The following is a 15,335-nucleotide window of genomic DNA, read 5'->3' on the forward strand; positions in this document are numbered from 1 at the left end:
ATGCTCCCGACCTTCCTCGCGCGCCTCGCCGACCCCGCCATCGAGACCGTCCTGCTCTGCGGCTGCGGCGGAGGCTTCGATTTCTTGCAAGGCGCGACGCTCCTGCCCGAGCTCGAACGCCTCGGCAAGCGCGTGATCCTCGGCAGTTATTCGTTCGGGGAGCCCGAGCGGATCGACGACGCGCCCGTCGTGTATACGGCCGAGACCGGCGCCGTCGTCAAGCGGGTCCTCGGACATTCGAGCCCCCCGCCCGATTACGGCCCCGAGGTGCACCTCGCGAGCTTCCTCGACCAGGAGCGCCCCGAAGGCGCGCCGCATTTCGTCTACGCCTATTATGCGCGGGCCTTCACCGTGCCCGCTCTCCGCGATTTTTATGCCGAGCTCGTCCGCCGGCACGCCGTCGACGCCGTGATCCTCGTCGACGGCGGCTCGGATTCGCTGATGCGCGGCGACGAGGAGGGGCTCGGCGATCCGATCGAGGACGCGGTCTCCGTCGGCGCGGTGGCTTCGCTCTCCGGCTTGAAGCTCAAGCTGCTCTGCTCGATCGGCCTCGGCGCCGACCGCTTCAATGGCGTCTCGGACGCCGCCAGCCTGCGCGCCATCGCCGAGCTCACCGAGGCGGGCGGCTTCCTCGGCGCCGTGAGCCTCGAACCGACGAGCCCCGGGTATGGCTTCTACAAGCGCTGCATCGAGCACGTCTATGCGAACCAGACGTTCCGCTCGGCGCTCACCGGATTCATTCTTTCCGCGGCCGAGGGCCATTTCGGCGGCGAACGAGTCCCGCCGGCCCTCTGCAGCCGGGTGAGCCCCGGCCGCTTCTTCGTCTGGCCGCTCATGGCCATGATCTGGGCGTTCGACGTCGAGGTCGTGGCGCGCCGCTCGAAGATCGTCGGCTGGATCCGCGATTGCACCACGGTGCGGGATTGCCACCTCGCGCTCCGCCGCGGCCGCGCCTTGCTCGCCGAGGGCCCGCGCGAGGTGGAGAACCTGCCGCGGCAGGAGGATATGGTCGGTTATTGAGGCTGTTCGTCCCGACGAACACGCGTCTCGTCTACCATCCGGCGAATGCAGAGCCGGAGCCCCTCGCGCAAGTTCGCGCACGTCGTCAGGCTCGACAGATCCAGCCCGAGCGTCACCATCGTCTGCGCCACCGTCGGCCGGATCCCCGTGACGATGCCCTCCGCGCCGAGCAGCCGGATCGCGCGAATGAGGCTGAAGAGATGGCTCGCCGTCATCGTGTCGACCATATCGACGCCGGTCAGATCGAGGATCGCGAACCGCGCCGACGTGCGCACCACGGCCGAGAGCAGGTCATCCATCACGCGCGCCACGCGCCGGCTGTCGACGACGCCCATCATCGGGAGCGTCAGCACCTTCTCCCAGACCTGGATCACGGGCGTCTCCAGGTTCCGGATGACCTCCTCTTGCCGCTCGATGAGCTCCATCTTCGTCCGGAGCTCGAGCATTGCTTTTCGCATGTCGCGCTTGGCGAGCGTCAGGCCCAGCATGTGCGTGGTCTCGCCCTCCTTGTTGCGTATCGGAACGAACCAGCTCTCCCACAGGATGTCGAGTGCATCATTCGTCGAATTGATGAACTCTCCCTCGAGCGCGCGACGGATGGCGGCCACTCCATCGGTCACGTCCTTGTAAAGCTCGAAGAGGTTCTGTCCGATGAGCGTCCCGGGCTCGTTGCCGCCGGTCCTGCACCCCTTGCCGTCGTGCAGCAGGTACGTGCCCTCCTGATCGATCACGTACGCCGATAGATCCAGGCTATCGAGGATCGCGCGAAGGACACGCTCGGGCGCGATTGGGGGCAGCAATGCGAGGTCTTCCGCAGGCGGCACCGCGAGCCGACCCGAAGAGACGCCCGGCGTCGGGACAATGGTGACGTAGATCTCGGAGCGCCCCGCCGCGCGCCGCGCATGCAATGAAAACGAACGATAGAGGCCGTCGGCGTCACGCATTTGGCAGAGGGCATTCCAGTCTTCGCCCTCGCTCATCTTCGCCCACGCCGACGCGACCGCGTCCCTGTGATCGGGGTGAAGGGACTCGAACAAGGAGCCGCCTCGCACACGCTCGGCTCCGAGGACACGCTCGGCCTCGGGATTGAAGCCGGAAATCGCGCCCTCCTGACTCGTGGCCACGAGGATACCAGGGCAATGCTGGAACCAAGCCGAATCCATTACAGTCTCCACGAACCCATGCAGTACCACGAAGGGACTATCATGTCGCTCGTCGCAGCGTCGAGCGGGAAATACGCAAAAACGATTACACCTCGGAAGGAATTTCCCGCGGACACGTCAACGATGTGACGTGGAAAGGCGAGCGGCTCAGTCGTCCACGCGCGCGGCGAGGGCTTTCGGGGCGATCATTTTGTAGCTGCCCGCGACGAGGGCCCGCACCTCGTTCCAGTCGATCGGGCCGTCGTTCTGCTCGTCGATCCGCACGTCGACCCATCCGTGCTTGCCCACGTATTTCGCGATCGTGAATCGCGGATCGGTGGCCACGAGCCCGGCCTGCATCTCGAACGTGGTCTTCACGCCGAACGACCACACGCCATTCTCTCCGCCGATCCCAGCAAAGATTTTATCGCGCACCCGGAACGTCGGATGCCCCCAGGCCTCGACCTCGGTCGCCTCGGGAAAACTCATGCAAATGACGCGGAACCGCTCCAGCGTTCCGCCCGGCCCCTCCATCTTGCTCGCCCCACGAACCGCCTTTTTCGCCGGGGGAGCGGCCTTCTTTGCCGTCGTCTTGGCCGTCTTCGCGGCCGCCTTCTTGGTGGTCTTCGTCGATTTCGTCGTACTGGCTTTCGTGCTCGCCATGGTCTCTCAATACCTGAGGTCACGCGTCTTTTTCGTCGTCACGGAAGGCAATGGTTTGGCGGTCTTCGCGTCGGTCGCGGGCAGAGGCCCGGGCGCGACCGAGGCCGGGACGGCGGGCGTCCTCCTTCCCGCCGCGCACGGAGCGCGTGGCCACGCCGGTCCCGAGCGCGAGCGGTTTGCCGTCGACCGTCGCCTTCACGTCCTCGGTCGCCGCGCCCGTCACGACGACGAGCAGCGATGGCACGAGCGCGAGCAGGGCCCGCTCCCGCTTGCTGCCTTCCTCGCGCGCCTTGCGAAACGCGGGCGGCGACGTCGGGCCGAGCGGCTCGGCGGCGAGGCGCTCGTAGGTCGCGAGGGCCTCGGCGAGCGCGATCTCGCGCGCCTTCGACACGTTCTCCAGCCCGCCCGCGCGCGAGCGCGCCCGAAGAGCGTCCGAGGACGAGCGCGGCGCAAGCGACCCATCGAGACATGGCCCCCCATTCTGCCGCCCCCTCGCGCCGGATGTCGAGGGGGTAGAATCGTGCTCTCGATCCGGCCCCGGACGCCGGCGCCCCGCCCCGCCGCACCTCGGCGCCCCCGTCGCCCTTGACTTCGCCGGGCGAAGGAGCGAGTTGTGCTGGATGCGCGCCCCCATTTCCCAGGACAAACCCTCCTTCCCGCGCCGACTTTCCGGCGTCCTCCTCGCGCTCGCCGCGCTCGTCGGCTCCGCCTCCGCGGCCGCGGACGAGGTCGGGCCGCTCGAAGAGAGCTGTTACGACAAGAAGTCCGGCGATGCATGCGCCGATCCCCAGGGCGCGGCCGGCACGTGCACCGGCGTGAAGGACCTCCGGGGCCGGGAGCTGCTCCGCTGCGTGGCAGGCGCCAAAGCCCCGGCCACACAGCCGGCCGACACGAAGACCCAGACCCCGCAGCCGGCCGACGCAAAGACCCCGAGCCCGACGCCGTCCGCCGCGACCGTGTCCGTGGCCGAGAAAAAGGGCTGCTCCGTGTCGGCAGTCGGAAGCTCGAACGAAGGGGCGCCGCTCGCGATCACCGTCGCCCTGGCCGCGCTCGCCCTCTACCGAGTGAAACGCCGCGTAGAGCCCGCGGGGTGAGGGGTGGACTGGTTCTGGGCATTCGTCTTCACGCAGGTCGTCGAGATCCCGATCTACGTCTACGGGCTCCGCGTCCGCGTGTACGAGGCATTCGGCGCGAGCGCGCTGACGCACCCGATCGTCTGGTTCGTCATTCCAAACCTCTGGGAGCGCTTCTATCTCGCCGTGTTCGCGCCCCATCCCTCGTTGTGGATCTCGGCTGTCCCGCGATACTGGATCATGGTGGTCATCGCCGAGACGTTCGCGGTGACCGCCGAGGCGGGGTATTTCCGGTTCATCGGTAAGAAAAAGACACTCGGGTGGGCGTTCGCCGCGAACATGGCGAGCGTCACCCTGGGCTTTGCGAGCCGCGCGCTCTTCGATTGGCCGTGACCGCCGGACGCACGCTCCCCTCCCCGCTCGAAGCCGCGACGCTCGATCCCGCGGAGGGGAGAGGCGTTCGGCCCGGCGCGCTCGGCGAGGCGACGCTGCCCGCGCCCCCGATGGATTCGCTCATCGCCCGCACCGGCAGGGACGACGGCGAGGACGAGAATGCCCCGGAGAGCGCGGCCGCGCGGCGGATACGCGTGGTCGATCGGGAGACGTACGCGGTGGAATCGGAGGTCGCGAAGGGCGGCATCGGCCGGATCCTGCGGGCGCACGACACGCACCTCGATCGCCCGGTCGCGCTGAAGGAGCTCATCACGCGCGACCCGCAGGCCGAGGAGCGGTTCATCCGCGAGGCGCGGATCACGGCGCGCTTGCAGCACCCCTCGATCGTGCCGCTCTACGAGGCGGGCGTCTGGCCCTCGGGCGAGCCGTTTTTCGCGATGAAGCTCGTCTCCGGCCGCTCGCTCGACCATTTCATCGAGGAGGCGACGACGCTCGATCAACGCCTCGCCCTGCTCCCCCACGTGCTCGCGGTCGCCGAGGCGATGGCGTATGCGCACAACGAGCGCATCATTCATCGCGACCTGAAGCCGCAAAACATCTTGCTCGGTCCGTTCGGCGAGACCGTGGTCATCGATTGGGGGCTCGCGAAGGACCTCGACGAGGAATCCCCCGCGCCGCCTTCGTCGAAGCTGCCGCCGAAGAGATTGTCTTCGCCATCCTCGTCGGGCTCGATGGCGCTCACCGTGCTCGGCGTGGTCATGGGCACGCCCGGGTACATGCCGCCCGAGCAGGCCGCGGGGCGCAGCGTGGACGAGCGCGCGGACGTGTATGCGATCGGCGCGATTCTGTATCACCTGCTCGCGGGCAAACCGTCCTACGAGGGCAAATACCCGATGGATATCGTCCGGCGCGTGCTGCGCGAGCCGCCGGCGCCCATCGAAGAGCTCCAGCCGGGCGTGCCGCGCGACCTCGTGACGATCGTGCAAAAGGCCATGGCACGGTCCAAGGCCGACCGATACCGGACGGCCGGCGAGCTCGCCGCGGACTTGCGCTGCTTCCAGACGGGGCAGATTGTCCAGGCACACCATTATTCGGCTCGCGAGCGGATCCGGCGCTTCGGTCGGCGCCATCGCGCGACGTTGCTCATGACATTCGCCGCGGCCCTCGCGCTCGCGGTCACGGGCGCGCTCGCGGTCGGACGCGTCCTCGACGCGCGTGACGAGGCGCGGCGCGAGCGCGACAGGGCCGCGGAGGCCGAGCGGCGGGAATCGGAGCGCGCCGATACGCTCACCCTCGTCGAGGCGCGCGCGGCGGCCTCGCGGGATCCGCTCGCGGCGCTCGCCTGGCTCAAGACCCTCTCGGCGTCGTTCCGGGGGCATCGGCGCGAGCGGCTCGTGGCGGCGGACGCGATTTCGAGGGGCGTCCCGCTGCTCCTCCGGGGCCACATGGCGGGCATCAATCGCGCGGCCTTTTCGCCGGATGGCCGGTTCGTGGCCACGGCGAGCGACGACCGGACGCTCCGGCTCTGGGACGTGGCGACGGCAAAGGCACGCGTACTCGAAGGACACACCGACGAGGTCTGGGACGCGGCATTCTCTCCCGATGGCTCCTGGCTCGCCAGCCGCAGCAAGGACACCACGATCCGGCTCTGGAGCATGCAGACGAGCGAAACCACGGTCCTCGCGGGACACGCGGCGCCGCTCGGCGCGATTCAATTCTTCCCGGACGGGCAGCGCCTCGCCTCCCGGGCTCGCGATGGATCCGTATGCGTGTGGGACCTCGCTGCGAGGGAGTGCAAGCGTGCCTGGTCTGCAGGCGGCACGGAGCGACATCTCGCCATTTCGCCGGACGGGCACACCCTCGCCTTCGTGGGGGCAGGTTCGCTCGTTCTTTACGACGCCGACACCGGGTCCGAGCGCCGCTTCGAGGGCGAGGCGCAGGAGACGGAGGCCATCGCATTCTCGCCCGATGGAGCGCTCGTGGCCACGGGCGACCGGAAAGGAGACGTTCGATTGTGGGACGTCTCGACGGGCCAGTCGAAGCGGCTCGAAGGCCACACCGCAATGGTGCGCGGGCTCGTGTTTCTCCCGGACGGCTCGCGCTTCGTCTCCGCGGGCAAGGACCGCGCCGTCCGCATCTGGGACGTCCGCACGGGGGAAGCCCGCGTGCTGAAGGGGCACGAGGGGACGATTTACACGCTCGCCCTGTCCCCGGACGGCAAGCATTTGTTGACCGGCTCCGCGGACCAGACCGCGCGCCTGTGGGACGTGGCCTCCGGGACGTCGCGGGTGTTCCGCGGCCCGAACGATTCCTTGTCGGATGTCGACTTTTCCCGCGACGGCGAGGGCGCGCTCGTCGCGAGTTACGACAACAGCCTGCGCGTCTATTCGCTCGAAGCGCTGCGCGACCGCGTCGTGGCCGTGCACGAGCACGAGGCGGGCGTGATCGCCGTCTCGCCCGATGGAACGTGTGTCGCCTCGGGCAGCGCCGACGGGGCGGTCGTCTGGACGAACCTCGCGGACGGGACGACGCGCACGCTCGGCAATCACGCGGGCGAGGTGCGGGGCGTCGCGTTTTCCCGCGACGGCGCGGCGATCGCCTCGGCGGGCGCGGATGGCCGCGTTCGTGTGTTCAGCACGCAGGGCGCGGCGCTCTCGTTCGAGGCCCACACGGGCGCGGCGAATGTCGTCCTGTTTTCGCCGGATGGCGCGCGTATCGTCTCCGCGGGCGAGGACGGGGCCATTCGGAGTTTTCCCACGAAGGGCGGCGAGGGGCAGGTCCTCGCGCGTCATTCGGCGGCGACGACCGCGCTCGCGTTTTCCCCGGACGGCGCGCGCCTCGCGTATTCGTTCGGCGATGGGCGGGTCGTCCTGCGTGAGTTCGTCACGGGCCGGGAAACGATTCTCGCCGGCCACCGCGACGCGGCGCACGTGCTCGTGTTTTCCCCGGACGGCGGCCTGCTCGCGTCGGGCGGCATGGACCATTCCGTGCGGCTCTGGGACGTGACCACGGGCGCCGCGCGCCACGTCATCGACGCGGCCGGAACAGGGCTCACGCGGCTCGTGTTTTTCCCGGACGGCAAACGATTCGCGACGCTTGGTGGCGAGGCCAACGTAAAACTGTGGAGCGCGGTCGACGGCCGATTGCTCGACGTCCTGCGAGGATATCGAGGCGTCGTCGCGGGGCTCGACGTCTCGCCCGAGGGCAGCCGGCTCGCGACGGCGGGCGCGGACGGCATCGTGCGGTTATGGGACCTCGAAGCGGGCGAGAGCCGGCTGCTCGAAGGGCACGAGGGCAACGTCTTCGCCGTCACGTTCGCCGAGGGAGGCCGATCTCTCGTCACGGCAGGAAAAGACCGGACCGTGCGGCGCTGGATGGATGATCTGCCCATGGAAGCGGCGAGCATTCGCGCGTTCGTCGAGGCCGCGACGCCGGAGACGGTCGCGTCGCTCGGCCTTCACCCGGACGAACGCTGATCGTTCAGGCCTCGTTTTGCCCGCTGCGCGGCCGTTTTCGCGGCAGCCCGCCGCCGCCGAACGACGCCTCGGCGCCCGGCTCGGGCGGCGCCTCGTGGCCCGTGCCGTAGGCGCGCAGAAATGCGTCGACGTGCTCGTCGGCAAACTTGTCCCATTCGAGCGGGCGTGTCTTCGCCCCGCCGAGCGAGCCTTGATGCAGGAGGACGAGCAGGGGCGGCGCGACCAGCGCGAGGGCCATCTGCCGCACGTCCCCCGCGCGGAGCTCGCCCCGCGCCATGTGCCGCGCGAGGCGCGCCTCCACGGATTCGAGCGTCGGATCGAGCACCTCGCAGAGGTATTTCGGGCCGAGCGTGGGCTCGCGCAGGCCGCAGGCGATGCCTATCGCGTGCACCTCCTCGACGCCGCCCCGGAAGCCGAGCTCCAGGTAAAACAAGAACCCCCGCAGCGACGCGCGCACGGGCAGGAGCGGCCCCGTCGCGACCTCCAGCATGTACCGCTGCCCGCGCTCGTGCCAATGCGACAGCACCGCCGAGACCACGCCCTCGCGCGAGCCGAAATAATGCCGCAGCGTCGCCACGCTCACCCCCGCGGATGCCGCCATTTCGCGGAAGCTCGCCCGCGGGCCGTCGGGCTCCGAGAGCCGCTTCTGCACGGCCGCGACGAGCGACGCGCGCGTCGCCTCGAAGTCCGGATTGCGTGAACCTGCGGGCCTGCCCATACCTTCGTTCGGTACTCTAGAACATCCATCCTCCAGTTCAAGCGTCGGGCGCGGCCTCTCTCGTGGACCAGGCTCGGCCGCCTTGACGAGCCTCGATTTTTTCGTAACTCTAACGTTCTACAAAACGGAGGCTTGCATGTTCGAAGGCTTCGCGAACGTCTGGACGCCGGTCTTGTCCGCGCGGGATCTGCGGGACGAGGCTCGGCGGGTGCGAGTCGCCGGGGAGCCGATCTTGCTCTTTCGCGACGGGCGCGGGGAGCCCGGCGCGTGTCTCGATCGCTCGTCTCCTTCGCCGTCCGAGGTGATCACGCTGGAGGCTCGCCTGCCCGCGCGCGAGGCCCTCGGGCTCGTCTGGATCTTCACGGGCCGAGAGGCCCCGGCCGAGGGCCCGCCGCTTCCCGCGATCGATCCGGTGCGGCCTCTCGTGGTCCACGGAGAGACCTGGTCCGCGCCGTTCGCGCGCGTGATCGAGGCGCTGCTCGATCCGGCGAATCTGCCCTTCACGTGGGCCCAGGGCGCACCCGACGAGCCCGTGCTCACGTTTCGCGCGCCCGGCTGCGTCGAGCTCCATTTGCCGACGAACGCGCCCGAAATGCGCACGCGCATCTACTGCTTCCCCGAGACCGGAGCGACGACGCGTGTCCTCTACTGCGCCACGCGCGCGCCGGGCGAGGACGACATGACCTCCTGGATCACCGAGTATTTCGCGACCACGGATCTCGCCCGCGAGCGCGCCTCCGCGACCGCCGCGATCGCCGCGGACGAGGGCTTGACAACGACCCGTGATTTATTAGAACACTTGGTGTAACAAAGCAGGAGGCAACCGTGTTCGAGAGCTTCGCCAACGTATGGACGCCGGTCATCCTGGCCAAAGAGCTCAAGAAGAAGCCGCTTTCGGTGAAGGTCGCCGGCGAGACGATCGCCCTCTTCCGGGATGGCAAAGGCGGCATCGGCGCGCTCCTCGATCGATGTCCGCACCGCGGCGTCGCGCTCTCGCTCGGCCAGCTCGACGAGGACGGCTGCCTCGCGTGTCCTTTTCACGGCTGGGCGTTCCAGAAGGACGGCGCCTGCGCGAAGATCCCGCTGAACCACGTCTCGTCGGACAAGCGCGCTCGTTATGGCGCGACGGCCGTGCCGGTGCGCGAGGTCGGCAGGCTGATCTGGGTCTTCACGGGCCCCGATCCCGCCGGCACGGAGCCCGAGCCGCCGCCCGCGCTGGTCGAGAAGGGGTGGCACGTCGGCTTCACCCAGGAGATCTGGAAGACGCACTGGACGCGGGCCATGGAGAACATGCTCGACACGCCCCACCTGCCTTTCATCCATCGCAAGAGCATCGGCCGCGACATCCGGAAAAAGCTCCGCCCGGACACGACGCTCGAGATGCGCGTCGAGCCCGCTCCCTTCGGCGGCCTCATTTACTCGAAATGGGACTTCGAGGATGCCGAGAAGCAATTCTTGAAATGGCGCAAGCCAAACGCGATGGAGCTCGTGATCATGGACGATCCGAAGCGCCGGATGCACCTGGCCGTCTATTGCATTCCGGTCGACGAGGGCCATACGAAGATGATGCTCGCCTCGTCGCGGACGTTCTTCGGCTCGGAGGTGCTCACGTGGATCGCCACGAAGTTCAACAACATCCTCGCCGAGGATCGGGAGGTGCTCGAGACCTCGAATCCGCCCGAGGTGCCGCCGCCGGGTGAGGAGCCGTCCGTCCCGACCGACGCGCCGACGCTGTTTTTCCGAAAGTATTACTTCCGCGAGCTGCGCGGCTCCACGTCGACGCTCGTGCCCACGGGCCGGCTCGTCCGGAGGCCGGGCGCCCCGCAGCCGGAAGCCGAAGAAGCGGGCATGCCCGACGGCGCCGCCGTCGTTCACTAACATCGGCCGCACATTCTTCATGTCCCGGGCGCCCGGAATGCGCTATCTCCCGGGCTGCCCGTGAGCCCGCCTGCCCTCGAACACACCCCCGCCAATCCCCTCCGCCGCGCCACCATCCCGCATTTGCCCGCGCTCGACGGCCTGCGGGGCCTCGCCGTGCTCGGCGTGCTCTTGTTCCACGATGGACGGCTCGACGGCGGGTATCTCGGCGTCGACCTGTTCTTCGTGCTGTCCGGATACCTCATCCACTCGCTCTTGCTCGCCGAGTGGAACAAGGCCGGGACGATCGATCTCAAGGCTTTCTGGATTCGCCGCGCGCGCCGCCTCTTCCCGGCACTCCTCGCGCTCCTGCCGGCGGTCGCGGCGTATGCGCATCACCTCGCGAAGCCCGAAGAGCTCGATCGGATCCGCAAGGACGGGCTCGCCACGCTGGCCTACGTGGCAAACTGGCGCGCGATTTTCTCGGGGCGCAGCTACTGGGACATGTTCCAGGTGCCCTCGCCGCTCGAACACACCTGGAGCCTCGCGATCGAGGAGCAGTTTTACGTGGTCTGGCCGCTGCTCGCGTTCGGCGTGCTCTACCTGTCGCGGGGCTCGCGGCGGGTGATGCTCGGTGTATCGCTCGCACTCGCCCTTTTGTCGGGGGCGGTGATGGTTTGGCTGGGCAACCGGGTGGATACGTCGCGGGCCTACATGGGCACGGATACTCGCGGCGTGGCGATCCTCCTCGGCGCCTCGCTCGCGTGCTTGATGGCCGAGCGGGGGACGTCGAAGAACAAGACGGTGGTGCGGGCGCTCGATGGGCTCGGGCTCCTCGCGGCGATCGGGCTCGGGGTTGCGTGGGTGAAGCTCGACGGGCAGAACCCGCTGCTCTATCGCGGAGGTTTTTTCGGGACGGAGCTCTGCGTGCTCGTGCTCATCCTGTGCGCGGCGCACGGCGAGCAGAGCCTCGTGGCGCGGGCGCTCGCGTTCCGACCCGTGGCGTGGGTGGGGCTCGTGAGCTACGGGCTCTATCTCTGGCACTGGCCGATCTACGTGGTCTTGCGGCCGGAGCGAATTGGTTTGTCCGGACTCGGGCTCTCGGCGCTCCGGTACGCGGCGACGTTCGGGGTTGCGCTGATCTCCTATCATTTCCTGGAGCAGCCGATCCGCAAGCGTGGCGCGCCGTTCGGGCGGCCGGCGCTCGTGCTCTCGTCGTCGGTGGCGCTCTGCCTCGGCGCGCTGCTCGTCGGCACGCAGCACCGCGCGGTGATGCGGGTGGGGCTGCAGCTCTTGCCGTGGCCGGCGGCCCCGAATGCGGTGAAGATTCTGATGATCGGCGACTCGGTGGCGGAGTCGCTCGGCGAGCGCATGCAATCGGTGCAGGCGGGCACGGGGACGATCGTGAGCCAGCGAGGCACGCCGAATTGCAGCATCATGGAGGGGAAGCTGCCGACGCGCTCGCTGACGAACGAGCCGCACGCCGGCGGCGATTGCGGCAAGCGCTGGGCGAGCGACGTGGAGGAGCTGCGCCCCGACGTGACGCTCGTGGTGCTCGGCGGCGGGTATTTCGCGCCGGTGGAGATCGATGGGCGCTGGCAGCACGTGTGCGAGCCGGAATGGGACGATGCATACGCGGACGAGCTCGAGCGAAAGCTGAAGGTCCTCGCGGACAAGAGCGGGCGCGTGTATCTGGCGCGCGTGCCGTATCCGGTGGGCGGGTGGCAGAGGCCGGGGCTGAACGCGCAGGTCGATTGCTACAACACGCTGCTGGAGCGGACGGCGAAGCGTGATGCGCGCGTGCGCATGTTCGATCTCGCGGCGCGCCTCTGTCCCGGTGGAGAATGCACGATGGAGAACGAAGGGGCGGCGATCCGGCCGGATGGAATGCATTTCGCGGGGCCCGGGGCGAAGGAGATCGCGCGATGGGTGATCGAGCAGGTCAAAGAGCCAGTGCAGTAGGGCTTCTCCTCGCTCTCGCCGGGTGTGCCGGGTCCCCGCCGCCTGCCGCGGAAAACCCCGCCGCGTCCGCGCCCCCGGCGCCGCTCACGCAGGAGCGCATCCAGGCGCTCGTCGCCGAGGTCGCGCATCTGCGCGGATTGCCGCAGCGCGCGCCCGTGCCGGTGTATTTGCTCGACGAGCCGGCGTTCCTCGCGGCGCTGCGCGAGCGGGCCGAGCGGAAGGCGGCGGCGGCCGAGAACGAGGCACGGAAGGCATTTCATCTGGCGTTCGATCTCTTGCCCGACGGAAAGCCGGGCGCCGCGCCGCCGAGCAGCACGCGTGAGGTGCTCGAGGAGCAGGTGCGCGGGTTTTACGATCACGAACAAAGGATCATCGTGGTGCGCGCGTCTCGGCCGCGGAACGAGGCCGAGGCCGAGAAGGAGCGGGCGATCCTCGCGCACGAGATCGAGCACGCATTGCAGGATCAGAGCTTCGGTCGGCCGGACGCGCAGAAGCAGGCGACGATGGGCGCGGACGAGGTTCTCGCGTACGGATCGCTGCTCGAAGGCGATGCGATGCTCACGATGTTCGCGTATCTCGCGACGGAGCGCGGCGTTCCGTTCCAGCGCATGGTGCGGCGAGCGGCGGACGTGATGCATGACGTGCCGGCCGAGCGGTTCGTCGCCGGCGACGGGGACGCGGCGCTGTTCCGCGCGCTGCCGATCGTGCGCGAGCGGCTCCTCTTCCGGTATCACGCCGGTACGGCCATGGTCGCGGAGCTTTATCGCGCGGGCGGGCTCGATCTCGTCAATCGAATGTTCGCGTCGCCGCCAGTGTCGACCGAGCAGGTGATCCATCCGGAAAAATACCTCGCCGGGGAGCGGCCCATCGCGCTCGCGGCGCCGCGCGCGCCCGAGGGGTATCGGACGCTCGACGAAGGGACGCTCGGCGAGCTGGAGACGCGTGTCGTGCTCGATCGATGTTCGCCATTCTCCGCCGCGGCAGCCGCGGGCTGGGGCGGCGATCGGTACACGCTGGTCGCGGCGCCGAACGGCGGGGTGGGATTGCTGTGGAGCACGGCGTGGGATTCGGAGAGCGACGCGGCCGAGTTCGTCACGGCGATCCAATCGCGGCCCGGATGCCTGCGCGCGCTGTCGCTCGGGGCCACGTCGATCGACGGCGGGATCGTGGTGCGCGCCGAGAAAAACCGCGTGGCCGTGGTCCGTGGTTTGTCAGGGCCGATCGCCGAGGCGGCTGCGAAGCAGATCCTCGACGCGCCGATCGCCGCGCCCGCGAGCCCTCCCGTGGCGCTACCGTACCGGCTCCTGCCGCGCGCGCCCTTGCCGCAGCGCGAGCGTGGTTTCCTCGTCGATCACGATTACGTCAGCCGGTGGCTCGGCATCGGCGGGCGGATCCCGTTCGGACTCCACGCCGTCGTGGGATACGAGGGGCTCGAGCTCCGGATCAGCCGCCCCGACGTGCTCGTCAGCGGGGCCCTGTTCGTCTCGGACCTCGTGACGACGCCACGATTCCAGGAAAAACTCTTCGCCGACGTCGCGGGCGGGATCGCGAAGGGCGCGGAAGGAAAACAGGTGGTGGCCGCGAGGACCGGGCCCGTGGCGACGCCGCTCGGGGCCGGGATCGAGCGGTGGTGGACGATTGGAGACACGGCGATCTCGATGCGAGCCGTGATGGTCCCGATCTGCGGCGGGACAGGGTCGCTCGTGTTCCTGCAATCTTTCAACGACCCGATGGCTCAGCGCACGCTCGACGGGTGGCTTCACTCGTTCCGCTGGAACACGAACGTAAAACCGCCCGTCTGCGAGGCGCTCGATCCGCGCTGAGGCGGCTATTTCTTCTTCGATTCCTCGTGGAACGCGCGGAGCAGCTCGGCCTCGCGCTCGGGCGAGAGGCCCGCGCGGCGCTTGGCCTGGCGCTCCGGGGGCAATGCATTGAACCAGGCGAGCAGGTCCGTGACCGTCGTGTCGATCGGGCGGAACGTGAGGCCCGCCTTGCGCGCGCGGTCGACGTTGACGAGGTGGAAGCCCGCGCTCTCGCCCTCGGGCGGCGCCCAGATCGGCAGGTCGATCGGCTCACCGCCGCCCGATTCTTTCGACTTCAGCCACGAGGCCGGGACCCAGGTGAGCTTGACTTCGCTCTTCGGCGAGGCCTTTTTGCTGGCCTCGATCACGCCGCCCATCGTGAGCGGCGCGCCCGGGCCCGTCGCATTGAAGACGCCGGTCGTGCCGTCCGCGACGAGCTTGACGAGCCACTCGGCGAGGTCGCGGACGTCGATCACCTGAATGGGGTCGTTCGGCGTGCCGGGGACGAGCATTTCGCCGCCTTTCGCGACGCGGAGCGGCCAGTACGTGAATCGATCGGTGCCGTCGCCCGGGCCGACGATGTACCCGGGCCGCACATTGGCGACGCGGCCCGGCATGGCTTTTTCGGCGGCCTGCTCGCAGAGCGCCTTCAAAGGTCCGTAATTCTCGAATTCCTTGCCCATGGTCTCGACCGTGGGATCGGGGATCGTCCCGACCGCCGCGGTCTCGTCCATGTTGGGCTTGGAGGTGTCCTTGTAGACCGAGATGCTCGAGATGAAGATGTATTGCTTGACGTTCTTCGCGAGCAGCTCCGCCGAGGCGCGGACGATGCGCGGGACGTAGCCCGAGGTGTCGATGACGGCGTCGAAGCTACGGCCTTCGAGGGCTTTGAGGCCCTCGTCCTTGTCGGGGTCGCGGTTGCCGCGGAGCTTTTCGACGTCGGGGAAGAGCTCGGGGCGGGTCTTGCCGCGATTGAAGAGGGTGATGGCGAATCCGCGCGCCCGCGCCGCCTCGACGACGGCGGGCCCGACGAACCCCGTGCCGCCGAGGATGAGCAGGCTCTTCTTCTGGTTCGTCGGGGGCGGAGGCGCCGCGCCCGCGCCCGCCGCGCCCGCAGGATCCGCGGGCGGCGTGGGGGGCTGAGACGCGCAGCCGAGGGTCGTGGACGCGGCCGCGGCGAGCGAGCCGACGAGGAACGAGCGACGTTTGATCATGGCGAGGGATGGACG

The 15,335-nt window shown here is 69.0% G+C and carries 13 protein-coding genes; 8 read left to right on the plus strand and 5 right to left on the minus strand.

All coding sequences use genetic code 11. The features are described 5' to 3' along the window. Positions 1 to 1,020, plus strand: coding sequence for a DUF1152 domain-containing protein (locus QHF83_RS16970; RefSeq protein ID WP_282418884.1), 1,020 nt, complete (start codon positions 1 to 3; stop codon positions 1,018 to 1,020). On the opposite strand, the gene QHF83_RS16975 is transcribed toward QHF83_RS16970, so the two are convergent. The 3 genes from QHF83_RS16975 to QHF83_RS16985 form a co-directional block, all read right to left on the minus strand. Continuing rightward, positions 1,014 to 2,144 carry an STAS domain-containing protein gene (locus QHF83_RS16975; RefSeq protein ID WP_282418885.1) on the minus strand — a complete coding sequence of 377 codons (1,131 nt, stop codon included), beginning with the start codon at positions 2,142 to 2,144 and terminating at the stop codon, positions 1,014 to 1,016. The genes QHF83_RS16970 and QHF83_RS16975 overlap by 7 nt on opposite strands. A gap of 186 nt (positions 2,145 to 2,330) precedes the next feature. Continuing rightward, complete coding sequence (locus QHF83_RS16980; RefSeq protein WP_282418886.1) at positions 2,331 to 2,825, minus strand: MmcQ/YjbR family DNA-binding protein; 495 nt, start codon at positions 2,823 to 2,825, stop codon at positions 2,331 to 2,333. Positions 2,826 to 2,844: 19 nt separating this feature from the next. Beyond that, the gene (locus QHF83_RS16985) at positions 2,845 to 3,216 is read right to left on the minus strand and encodes a hypothetical protein (RefSeq protein WP_282418887.1); all 372 of its coding nucleotides are present in this window, start codon (positions 3,214 to 3,216) and stop codon (positions 2,845 to 2,847) included. 229 nt (positions 3,217 to 3,445) lie between these two features. Here QHF83_RS16985 and QHF83_RS16990 point away from each other — a divergent pair, with 229 nt between their 5' ends. Genes QHF83_RS16990 through QHF83_RS17000 form a run of 3 tightly spaced genes read left to right on the plus strand, consistent with a single transcriptional unit; the run spans position 3,446 to position 7,767 of the window. Next, positions 3,446 to 3,919: a hypothetical protein gene (locus QHF83_RS16990; RefSeq protein WP_282418888.1), complete on the plus strand. Its 474-nt coding sequence runs from the start codon at positions 3,446 to 3,448 to the stop codon at positions 3,917 to 3,919. Positions 3,920 to 3,922: 3 nt separating this feature from the next. After that, positions 3,923 to 4,291: a hypothetical protein gene (locus QHF83_RS16995; RefSeq protein ID WP_282418889.1), complete on the plus strand. Its 369-nt coding sequence runs from the start codon at positions 3,923 to 3,925 to the stop codon at positions 4,289 to 4,291. Next, positions 4,288 to 7,767 carry a protein kinase gene (locus QHF83_RS17000; RefSeq protein ID WP_282418890.1) on the plus strand — a complete coding sequence of 1,160 codons (3,480 nt, stop codon included), beginning with the start codon at positions 4,288 to 4,290 and terminating at the stop codon, positions 7,765 to 7,767. Before QHF83_RS16995 ends, QHF83_RS17000 begins: the two co-directional genes overlap by 4 nt. A 4-nt stretch (positions 7,768 to 7,771) precedes the next feature. Here the strand turns inward: QHF83_RS17000 and QHF83_RS17005 are convergent, their stop codons facing one another. Next, a complete protein-coding gene (locus QHF83_RS17005; RefSeq protein ID WP_282418891.1) occupies positions 7,772 to 8,485 on the minus strand; it encodes a TetR/AcrR family transcriptional regulator in 714 nt (237 codons plus the stop codon). 136 nt (positions 8,486 to 8,621) lie between these two features. Here QHF83_RS17005 and QHF83_RS17010 point away from each other — a divergent pair, with 136 nt between their 5' ends. The 4 genes from QHF83_RS17010 to QHF83_RS17025 are packed head-to-tail and all read left to right on the plus strand — an operon-like array spanning position 8,622 to position 14,127. Then, positions 8,622 to 9,293: a hypothetical protein gene (locus QHF83_RS17010; protein WP_282418892.1), complete on the plus strand. Its 672-nt coding sequence runs from the start codon at positions 8,622 to 8,624 to the stop codon at positions 9,291 to 9,293. 17 nt (positions 9,294 to 9,310) lie between these two features. Next, positions 9,311 to 10,363: an aromatic ring-hydroxylating dioxygenase subunit alpha gene (locus QHF83_RS17015; RefSeq protein ID WP_282418893.1), complete on the plus strand. Its 1,053-nt coding sequence runs from the start codon at positions 9,311 to 9,313 to the stop codon at positions 10,361 to 10,363. 60 nt (positions 10,364 to 10,423) lie between these two features. Beyond that, positions 10,424 to 12,304 carry an acyltransferase family protein gene (locus QHF83_RS17020; protein WP_282418894.1) on the plus strand — a complete coding sequence of 627 codons (1,881 nt, stop codon included), beginning with the start codon at positions 10,424 to 10,426 and terminating at the stop codon, positions 12,302 to 12,304. After that, positions 12,268 to 14,127 carry a hypothetical protein gene (locus QHF83_RS17025; protein ID WP_282418895.1) on the plus strand — a complete coding sequence of 620 codons (1,860 nt, stop codon included), beginning with the start codon at positions 12,268 to 12,270 and terminating at the stop codon, positions 14,125 to 14,127. Before QHF83_RS17020 ends, QHF83_RS17025 begins: the two co-directional genes overlap by 37 nt. A gap of 5 nt (positions 14,128 to 14,132) precedes the next feature. On the opposite strand, the gene QHF83_RS17030 is transcribed toward QHF83_RS17025, so the two are convergent. Further along, positions 14,133 to 15,320, minus strand: coding sequence for an NAD-dependent epimerase/dehydratase family protein (locus QHF83_RS17030; RefSeq protein WP_282418896.1), 1,188 nt, complete (start codon positions 15,318 to 15,320; stop codon positions 14,133 to 14,135). Positions 15,321 to 15,335: the final 15 nt, after the last annotated feature.

This window comes from Polyangium sp. 15x6 (assembly GCF_029960785.1).
In the GTDB taxonomy this organism is placed as follows: Bacteria; Myxococcota_A; Polyangia; order Polyangiales; family Polyangiaceae; genus Polyangium.